The following is an 8,925-nucleotide window of genomic DNA, read 5'->3' as shown; positions in this document are numbered from 1 at the left end:
CCCCGTCGTGCAGGTCGGCGGCGATCCGTCGGCGCTCGAGCTCCTGGAGCTCGACCGTCTTCGCGACGAACTGCTCCAGTTCGGCCTCCCGACGCTGGAGCTGGTCGTAGAGGACGGCGTTCTCGACGATGCCGGCCAGCAGGCCGGCGACCTCCTCGAGGCGACGGAGATCCTCTTCCTGGAAGTGCCCGACCCGGCGGGCATGGATGTTGAGGACACCGACGACCCGCCGGGGGGGACGGAGCAGTGGGACGGAGGCTAGCGAAGAGAAGTCCTCGCCCCGCAGGGCAGGGATGTAGCGGTATCGGGGGTCGGACCACTTGTCGGGGACCAGGGTGCTCCGGGCCTGGGCGGCCACCCAGCCCGAGACCCCCTCGCCGAGGGAGAGCCGGATGCTGCCAGCCAGGCGGTCGAACTCCTCGGGGGTCGCACCCATCAGGACCAGTTCCCGGTGCTCGTGGTCCACGACGTGCACGAAGCAGCAGTCGGCCCCGGTGGCAGCCACGACCAGCTCGGCGACCCGGCGCAGCGCGGTCCGGAGGTCCCGTTCCACGGTGCTCAGCTCCACGATGCGGCGCAGCAACTCGTCCCAGGCCGGCGGTGGGCGTCGGCGCTCCTGGTCGTCGGCGGCGCTCATCGAAAGATCCCTTCTCGGATGGCGAAGGCCACCGCCTGGGTACGATCCGTCACCCCCAGCTTGCGCAGGATGCCGCGAACGTGGGTCTTCACGGTCTCTTCGCCCAACGTCAGGCGTTCGGCGATGGCTCGGTTCGAATGGCCGCCGACCAGCAAGCCGAGCACCTCGCTCTCCCGCTGGGTTAGGCCCAGGTGAGCGCCGGGCCAGTACTCGCCCCGCTCCAGCCGGGCCGCTGATCGGGCGACCCGGCCGGCGAGACCAGGGTCCACCACCGTCTCACCGGCCGCCACCCGCTCCAGGGCCTCGCAGAGCTCCTCGGCCCGGACCTGCTTGCCGAGGTAGCCGGCCGCACCGGCCTGCAAGGCCCGGAACAGGTACTGCTCGTCGTCGTAAACCGTCAGGATCACCACCTTGAGGTCCTCGTCGACCCGGTGGAGCGCCTCGCAGAGATCGATACCCGTGGTGGTTCGCATGCGAAGGTCCACCAGGGCGACGTCCGGATCGCTGTCCCGGACGAGCTGGGCGGCGCGATCCGGGTCGGTGGTGCTCGCCACGACGAGCACCCGGTCCTTGTGGGGAGCCAGCATGGCAGCCAGGCCGTCCAGCACCATCGGGTGGTCGTCGACCACGAGCAGCCGCAGGGGCTGGCCAGGCACGGCCCGATTGTAGGAGGGCGGACCGGCGATCTCGGACCGCCGGCACCCACCAGCCAGGGACTTTCCGATTCCCCCTGGGGATCCCCCGGGTGGGGGAGGTCGCCTCCGAGTTCGGTTCGTATCGTCGAGTCCATGCCGACACCGGCAGCGGCTGCTCTCGGCGTGGAGATCGCCCCGTCGATCCTCGGGGCGGACCTCGGTCGGCTCGCGGACGAGGTGGCGATCCTCGAGGCCGCTGGCGCGGACCGCCTCCACCTTGACGTCATGGACGGTCGCTTCGTCCCGAACATCACCCTCGGGCCGGACGTGGTGGCCAGCCTGCGGGACCGTTGTCGGATGCCCTTCGAGGCCCACCTCATGGTCAAGGAGCCGGACCACCTCCTCAGCCGCTTCGTGGACGCCGGGTGCCAGCGGGTGGTCGTCCACGCAGAGGCCTGTCGGCACCTCCATCGGACGCTTGCGACGGTGGCCGAGCTGGGCGCGCAGGCGGGTGTGGCCCTCAACCCTGCGACACCGGTCAGTGCCCTGCGGCACGTCCTCGACCTCGTGGATCTCGTGCTCGTCATGACGGTCAACCCGGGCTTCGGGGGGCAGCGACATCTGGCCTCGATGGTGCCCAAGGTCAGCCAGGTGCTCGAGCTTGCCGAACGGGCAGGGCAATCGGTCCAGATCGAGGTCGACGGTGGCATCGCCCGTGACACCGTCGGGTCGGTGGTCCGGGCCGGGGCTCGGGCCGTCGTCGTGGGCTCGGCCCTTTACCGGCACCCCGGGGGCGTCGTCGCGGCGGTCGACGAGATCCGCGACGCCGCCCGAGCGGCCTGCCTGACCGCCGAGGCGGTCGGGCCCCGCTGAAGAACCGAGTCGTCGAGACGCTGGGAGGAGGAACCGTGCCACACAAACAAGCACTGCTCCGGCGGCTGACCAGGCCAGCGGGGAACCGGCCGGTGATGCTGGCCATCGCAGGGGACAGCGCTGCGGGCAAGTCCACCCTGACGAGGGGATTGGCCGAGGCCATCGGGTCTAAGCGGGTGGCCTGGATGTGCGTCGACGACTACCACCGCTACGACCGGGAGGAGCGCCGGGGCCTGCCCTTCACCCCACTGCACCCGGCCTGCAACTACATGGAGGTCATGGAACAGCACCTGCAGCTGCTGGCCATGGGCGAGTCGATTCTCAAGCCGGTCTACGACCATCGGAGCGGCACCTTGGTCCGCCCCGAGCTCTTCGTGCCGGCCGAGCACGTCATCGTGGAGGGGCTCCTGCCCCTCGCCAGCCCGCTGTCTCGCGCCTGTTTCGACCTCACCGTCTACCTCGACCCGCCCGAGGAGCTCCGACGCGCCTGGAAGGTCCGGCGGGACACCCGGGACCGGGGCTATCGGGAGGAGGAGGTCCTCGCCGAACTGGCCCGCCGGGAGTCCGACGCCGCCACCTTCATCCGCCCCCAGCGCCAGTACGCCGACATCGTGGTCCGCTTCGCGCCGATCGAGGGTCGGCCGGCCTCCGAGGGCCTGAGCACGACCGTGCTGCTGCGCCCGACCGCGCCGCACCCGGACCTCTCCGCGGTGCTCACCGAGGACACCCGGGAGGCCATCCACCTGAAGCTGGTTCGGGACCTGGACGGCAAGCCGGTGGACGCCCTCCACGTCCACGCCTACGCCTCCCCGGAGAAGAGCGCCGCAGTGAAGGCGGCGATCTGGGGAGCCCTCGGGGTGGACCGGGAGCCGCCACCCTCCCTCGGCCTGGTGGAAGCGGGAGTCCGCAGCGAGCCCCTCGCCATCGTCCAGCTCCTCATCCTCTACCACCTCGTCCTGGCTCGCCGGACCCACGACGGCCCGGGCGAGTCGGCACCCCCGGCTTCGCCGCCCGCCAGCGCCCCGGCGGCTGGTGCCCCCTCGGTCGCGTCGGCGGTGGCCCGATGACCACCGTGCTGGGTGCCGCTGCCCCGGGGGTGGCCCCCCAGTGGGCACCGGCCGAGGGGCTCGTGGCCACCGCCCGGGCGATGGTCGCTGCCGGCAAGGGGATCCTCGCCATCGACGAGACGCCCAAGACCATCTCGAAGCGGCTGGCCGCCGTCGGCATCGAGCCGAGCGAGGAGCAGCGCAGGGCCTACCGAGCCCTTCTGGTCGACGCCCCCGGCCTGGAGCAGGCGACCAGCGGGGTCATCCTCCAGGAGGAGACCGTCCACCAGCGCTTGGCCGACGGTCGGAGCGTCCCCGAAGCGCTGGCCGCGCGGGGCGTCCTGCCTGGCGTCAAGGTGGACCGCGGCACCGCACCCCTCGCCCTGGCCCCCGGGGAGCTGGTCACCGAAGGCCTCGACGGCCTGGCCGGTCGACTCGAGGAGTTCGCAGCGACGGGGGTGCGGTTCGCCAAGTGGCGGGCGGTGCTCCGGGTCGGGCCGACCTGGCCGAGCGGACGCGCCGTGGCCGCGAACGCCCACGCATTGGCCCGCTACGCCGCGACCTGCCAAGAGGTCGGGCTGGTGCCCATCGTCGAACCCGAGGTGCTCATGGACGGGGACCACGACCTGGTCGTCGCGTCACGGGTGTCCCAGATGGTCCTCGACACCGTGTTCGACGAGCTTCAGGACGCGGGGGTAGCGATGGAGGCCATAGTGCTCAAACCCGCCATGGTGGTCCCTGGCAGAGACGGCCCTCCGGCCAGCGTGGAGGAGGTGGCCGACGCCACCGTCGCCTGCCTCCGGCGCTGCGTGCCGGCAGCCGTGCCCGGCGTGGCCTTCCTCTCGGGGGGCCAATCACCTCGCCGTGCCAGCGAGCACCTGGCAGCCATCGTCCGGCGCGGTCCACACCCCTGGGCCATCACCTTCTCCTTCGGTCGGGCCCTCCAGGACGAGGCCCTGGCGGCTTGGGCGGGCCGTCCGGAGCAGGTCGCCGCCGGGCAGGAAGCCCTCCTGGCGGCGCTCCAGCGCAACCAGCAGGCGCTCCTCCCGACCTGACCCGGCGGTCCTGGCCCGCCGGCGGCCGGCCGCTACCCTGGGCCGGACCGCCACCGGGGAGGAGCCGTGAACCCAAGCGCTGCCGCCACCGCCTTCGGCTTGGTGGCCGTGGGAGAACTCCCGGACAAGACCATGGTGGCCACGGTCCTGCTCGCCTCTCGGGGCCGCCCCCTGGCCGTGTGGGTGGGGGCGGCAGCTGCTTTCCTCACCCAGGTCGCCCTGGCGGTGACCGTCGGGGCGACCGTGGCCCGGGCGCTGCCGGCGGAGGCACGAGACCTCGGCACCGCCGCCCTCTTCCTCCTCGGTGCCCTCCTCGTCTGGCGCGGCGGAAAGGAAGCCGCCGAAACGGAAGCACGTGGGGAAGCGAAGGGGACCGAGCCCTGGTCCTCGGCGGCCCGGGCAGCGACGGCCGCCTTCGGGGTGGTCTTCCTGGCCGAATGGGGCGACCTCACCCAGATCCTCGCCGTCGACCTGGCGGCCCGCACCGGTGACCCCCTGGCCGTCGGCCTCGGGGCGGGGCTCGCGCTGGTGCTCGTGGCCGGACTGGCCGTCCTCGTCGGCAGCCGGCTCGTCCGCCGGGTCCCCGCACGGCTGCTCCGCACCGTCACCGCCCTCGCGCTGGTGGCCCTCGCCGGGGTGAGCGTGGCGGCCGCCTTCGCCTGAGCACCCCCTCGCTCGGTGCCCTCCCGAGCCCTGACCTCGGGCCTCAGGGCCGGGGCACCAACACGGCCCGGAGAGGGCGATGGTCCGAGCCGACCGGAGCAAGGACCCGACCGGCCCGCACCACCCAGGGGCCGGGCCAGCGGACCAGGAGATGGTCGGGCTGGGCGACCGGCCGGGTGGCCGGCCAGGTGCGGCCTCGCACCCCCCGCCGGTAGCCGGGGAGAAGCCGTTCGACGAGCGGCCCGAAGAGGTTGAGGTCTCCGGCCAGCACCACCCCGTCGGGCTGCTCGTCCAGCAGGCGCCCAAGCCGCCGGAACTGCCAGGGCGATCCTTGGGAGAGGTGGGCCAGGTGCGTGCCAACCACCGGCACCGGCCCCGCCGGGGTCTCGAGCTCCACCACCAGGGCGAATCGCTGGACCCGGTCCCTGGGCAGCCGGCCGAGGTCGACCGCCTCGACCCGGCGGGCCGGCCAGCGGCTGACCACCAAGAGCCCCACGGTGCCCGGCTCGGCTCCGCCCGGCGCCGGTCCGCCCGCCGGATGTCGATCCGGCGGGCCGTCAAGGAGAACGGGCGGTCGGCGTCGGCCTCGCCGGCTGGCTCGGCGGTCCGTCCAGCGCCAGCCTCGACCGAAGGGCTGCCACCAGTGGTGACCGACGGCCAGGTCGGCGCGCGCTGCCACCGGAAGACCCGTCAGCGGGCTGGCCCAGTCGGCGGGACACCACGCCTCGGGGAGCACGGCCACGTCGGCCCGCAGCCGTTCGAGTACCCCGAGGAGATCGACCTCGCCCCCGGCGACGGCCACGCCACCGTGGAGGTTGCAGGCACCGACGACCAGGGCCACGACCCGGACCGTAGCCGCCGGGTCGAGCGTCGGTCACCCCCGGGGGTCCGCCCCGTCCCCACGGTCAACTCTTTGGGCGTCCGCGTCGATGAGTAGGGTGGTCAGAAGGACGTCACGGGGCCGGCCGGGACGCTCCGCTGCTGCAGGCGACTGCCCCCCACCCATGGCTCCCCCGTCTCTTCCCGAACTGGCCGCCCTGACGGCCGCCGTGGCCCAGGTGGCCCCCCGCGCCGCGCCCGAACGGGCGTGCCAAGGACTGCTCGGCTTGCTTGGGGCGGAGGTGGCCCTGTTCGTGGTACTGGACGGGCCCGAGGGTCCCGTGGTGCGGGCCTGGGCGGCTCAGGAGGCAGCCTCGGTGGAAGACGCCTTGGGTCGGGACAGCCGGGACCCGCTCGGGACGCTTCGGGCGGCGGTCGACGCCGGCTGGGTGCCAGGCAGCCCTGAACCCTGGCGACGCGCGCTCGAGCTCCGCTCGGGGCGGCACTGGACGGTGTTCGGCGCCCCCGTGGGCGAGCGGTCGACCCTGGCCGTCGCCGGGCCCACCGACCTGGCGTGGGACGAGGAGGCCACTGCCGCCCTGGCCACGGTGGCCACCGTGCTCCACCTCCGGGGGAGCGACGACCGGCGGACCCGGGACGAGCTGAGCCAGGCCCAGGTGGCCGCCGCCATGACGGGCCTGTTGGAGCTCGGGGTTCGGGCCACCTCGGCTCGGGAGGCTGCCGAAGCCCTGGCCAAGGTGGCCGCCGCGGCCCTCGACCTGCCCATCAGCTGCGGGTACCTCGTCGAGAACGACCGGATCAGCGAGGTCGTGGTCCACGGGGTCGAAGCCCCGCTGGCCGCCCGCCTTCGCCAGGCCCTGCTCGGCGCACGGGCGGACGACTCCCCGGTCTGGCGACGGACCGTCGGCGGGGAACGGCCGGTGCCCGACCTGGTGGAGGACACGAGCGTCCCCGGCACGGTCCGGGAGGCCGGGGTCGCCCGGCTGCTCGGCCTGGGCTGTCTGGCCGCCATCCCCCTGCTGTCGGCCGACGGGCCCCTCGGGCTGGTGCTCTGCGGGGATCGCCGCCCCCGCCGGGGGTGGCGCCGGAGCGACCGGGAGGTCCTCGAGCGGCTGGCCCTCGAGGGCGCCGTCGTGGTGGACAACGCCCGGCTCCGGGCCCGGGAGCGTTTCGACGCCTTCCACGATCCCCTGACCGGCCTGGCCAACCGCCGGGCCCTCGCCGACGCGCTCGCCGAGGTCCTCGCCCGCGGCGAGGGGGCAGCGCTGGCCGTCGTCGACCTCGACGGCTTCAAGGAGGTCAACGACACCCTCGGGCACCTGGCCGGGGACCAGCTCCTCCGTTGCCTGGCCAGCCGGGTCAGGAGCTGTCTCCCCGACGGGGCCCTCGCAGCCCGGCTGGGCGGCGACGAGCTGGCCATCCTCCTCCCAGGGTCCAGCCGGGAACGGGCCGCCGAGCTCGCGGCCTGCGTGCGCCGGTGCCTCGCCGAACCCTTCCGCCTCGGGGACCGGGCTCTGGTCCTCTCGGCCAGCTTCGGGGTCGCCGAGTCCCAGCCCGGCGACAGCCCCGGGGCCCTCCTTCACCGGGCCGACGTCGCCATGTACCGCCGCAAGCGCCAGCACCGCCAGGGCGTCTCGCCCCGATGGCTGCCGGCCCCCGGGGACGGGTCGCTCACCGCTGGATGCTCTTGACCTCCAGGAACTCCTCGAGCCCGAAACGGCCGTACTCGCGGCCGATGCCGGACTGCTTGTAGCCGCCGAAGGGGGCGTCGGGGTTGAAGGCCCCACCGTTCACCTCGACCTGCCCGGTCCGCAGGCGCCGGGCGAAGGCCAGGGCCCGTTCCTCGCTCCCCGCCCACACCCCGCCGGCGAGGCCGTAGATCGTGCCGTTGGCGATCTCCAAGGCCTGGTCCTCGTCGTCGTAGGGCAGGATGGCGAGAACCGGGCCGAAGATCTCCTCCTGGGCGATCCGCATGCCCGGGGCCACCTCAGAGAAGACGGTCGGTCGCGCGTAGAAGCCCCGGTCGAGGCCCTCGGGCCGTCCCGGTCCGCCCGTCACCAGCTTGGCCCCCTCCTCGATGCCCGACCGGATGTAGCCCTGGACCCGCTCCCACTGGGCCGCCGAGGCCAGGGGGCCGAGCCGGGAGCCCTCCGCCAGGGGGTCCCCGACGGTCAGGGCCTCGGCAGCCCGGGCGGCAAGCTCCTCCACCTCCGCCAGACGGTCCCGGGGGACCAGCATGCGGGTGAGGGCCGAACAGGTCTGGCCGGAGTTCAAGAAGGCCTTGCCCACCCCGTCGGGCACCGCCCGGGCGAAGTCGGCGTCGGGCAGCAGCACGTTGGCGCTCTTGCCGCCGAGCTCGAGCGCCACCCTCGCCACCCGCTGCATGCACAGCTCCCCGACCCGCTTGCCCGCCCGGGTCGAACCGGTGAAGGAGACCATGTCGACCAGGGGGTGGGAAGCCAAGGCCTCGCCGACCACCGGCCCCGTGCCGCTCACCATGTTGAACACCCCAGCTGGCAGGCCCGCATCGTCCACGACCTCGGCGAGCACGTAGGCGTTGAGCGGGGCCACCTCCGAGGGCTTGAGGACCACGGTGCAGCCGGCCCCCAGGGCGAAGGCCACCTTCGCCGCGATCTGGTGCAGGGGGTAGTTCCACGGGGTGATGCAGCCCACCACCCCGATCGGTTCCCGGACCACCAGCGAGTTCCCGACCTGCTCCTCCCAGGCGAAGCGCTCGACCACCCCGGCCACCGCCCCGAAGGAGTGGATCGGCAGGCCGACCTGGACCAGCTCGCTCAGGAAGCGGACCATGCCGACCTCTCGGCTGATCAGGGTCGCCAGCTCGTCCTTGCGGGCCTCCAGACCCTTGGCGATGCGGGTGCACGCCGCGGCCCGCTCCTCGGGCGGGGTGGACGCCCACCCCGGGAACGCTTCGGCGGCCGCCGCCACCGCAGCCTCCACGTCGCCGGGCGTCCCCTCGGGGACCGTCCCGATCACCTCCTCGGTGGCGGCCTCGACCACCGGGATGCGCCCCGTGCCCTGGCTCGGCACCCACTGGCCACCGACGTAGATCCGGTCCTGCTCCTGCATCCCCCGTGCCTCCTCGACCCCGACCAGCCCCTCCGGGCGGCCCGTGGGCTCGACCCTAGTGGGCGGACGACGGCGACGACCCGGGG

The 8,925-nt window shown here is 73.8% G+C and carries 9 protein-coding genes; 5 read left to right on the top strand and 4 right to left on the bottom strand.

Annotated elements, in window-relative coordinates:
- Together Acit_RS09010 and Acit_RS09005 are read right to left on the bottom strand one after the other, a co-directional pair.
- Positions 1–637, bottom strand: a 637-nt coding sequence (locus Acit_RS09010; protein WP_248108249.1) for a GAF domain-containing protein, incomplete at its 3' end; no start/stop codon positions are given.
- Positions 634–1,293, bottom strand: a complete 660-nt coding sequence (locus Acit_RS09005; RefSeq protein ID WP_248108247.1) for a response regulator — start codon at positions 1,291–1,293, stop codon at positions 634–636. The genes Acit_RS09005 and Acit_RS09010, both read right to left, overlap by 4 nt.
- 132 nt (positions 1,294–1,425) lie before the next feature.
- Between Acit_RS09005 and rpe the strand changes: the two genes are divergently transcribed.
- From rpe to Acit_RS08985, 4 genes are all read left to right on the top strand, one after another.
- Positions 1,426–2,145, top strand: a complete 720-nt coding sequence (gene rpe / locus Acit_RS09000) for a ribulose-phosphate 3-epimerase (RefSeq protein ID WP_248108245.1) — start codon at positions 1,426–1,428, stop codon at positions 2,143–2,145.
- A 35-nt stretch (positions 2,146–2,180) separates the two neighbouring features.
- On the top strand, positions 2,181–3,212 hold the full coding sequence (locus Acit_RS08995; protein WP_248108243.1) for a phosphoribulokinase: 1,032 nt from the start codon (positions 2,181–2,183) through the stop codon (positions 3,210–3,212).
- On the top strand, positions 3,209–4,246 hold the full coding sequence (locus Acit_RS08990) for a class I fructose-bisphosphate aldolase (protein ID WP_248108241.1): 1,038 nt from the start codon (positions 3,209–3,211) through the stop codon (positions 4,244–4,246). The genes Acit_RS08995 and Acit_RS08990 overlap by 4 nt, the downstream gene beginning before the upstream one ends.
- Before the next feature lie 66 nt (positions 4,247–4,312).
- Positions 4,313–4,909 carry a TMEM165/GDT1 family protein gene (locus Acit_RS08985; RefSeq protein WP_248108239.1) on the top strand — a complete coding sequence of 199 codons (597 nt, stop codon included), beginning with the start codon at positions 4,313–4,315 and terminating at the stop codon, positions 4,907–4,909.
- A gap of 43 nt (positions 4,910–4,952) precedes the next feature.
- Here Acit_RS08985 and Acit_RS08980 read toward each other — a convergent pair whose 3' ends face one another.
- Complete coding sequence (locus Acit_RS08980; RefSeq protein ID WP_248108237.1) at positions 4,953–5,750, bottom strand: endonuclease/exonuclease/phosphatase family protein; 798 nt, start codon at positions 5,748–5,750, stop codon at positions 4,953–4,955.
- A 163-nt stretch (positions 5,751–5,913) separates the two neighbouring features.
- On the opposite strand from Acit_RS08980, the gene Acit_RS08975 reads away from it, so the two are divergent.
- A complete protein-coding gene (locus Acit_RS08975) occupies positions 5,914–7,440 on the top strand; it encodes a GGDEF domain-containing protein (RefSeq protein WP_248108235.1) in 1,527 nt (508 codons plus the stop codon).
- On the opposite strand, the gene Acit_RS08970 is transcribed toward Acit_RS08975, so the two are convergent.
- Positions 7,421–8,839 carry an aldehyde dehydrogenase family protein gene (locus tag Acit_RS08970; protein WP_248108233.1) on the bottom strand — a complete coding sequence of 473 codons (1,419 nt, stop codon included), beginning with the start codon at positions 8,837–8,839 and terminating at the stop codon, positions 7,421–7,423. The two genes, Acit_RS08975 and Acit_RS08970, sit on opposite strands and share 20 nt — an antisense overlap.
- Positions 8,840–8,925 lie beyond the last annotated feature (86 nt).

Source organism: Aciditerrimonas ferrireducens (genome assembly GCF_023130475.1).
GTDB classification, from domain to species: Bacteria; Actinomycetota; Acidimicrobiia; order Acidimicrobiales; family UBA8190; genus Aciditerrimonas; species Aciditerrimonas ferrireducens.
Note: the sequence above shows the minus strand (reverse complement) of the source record. Positions and strands in the feature narration are given on the sequence as shown.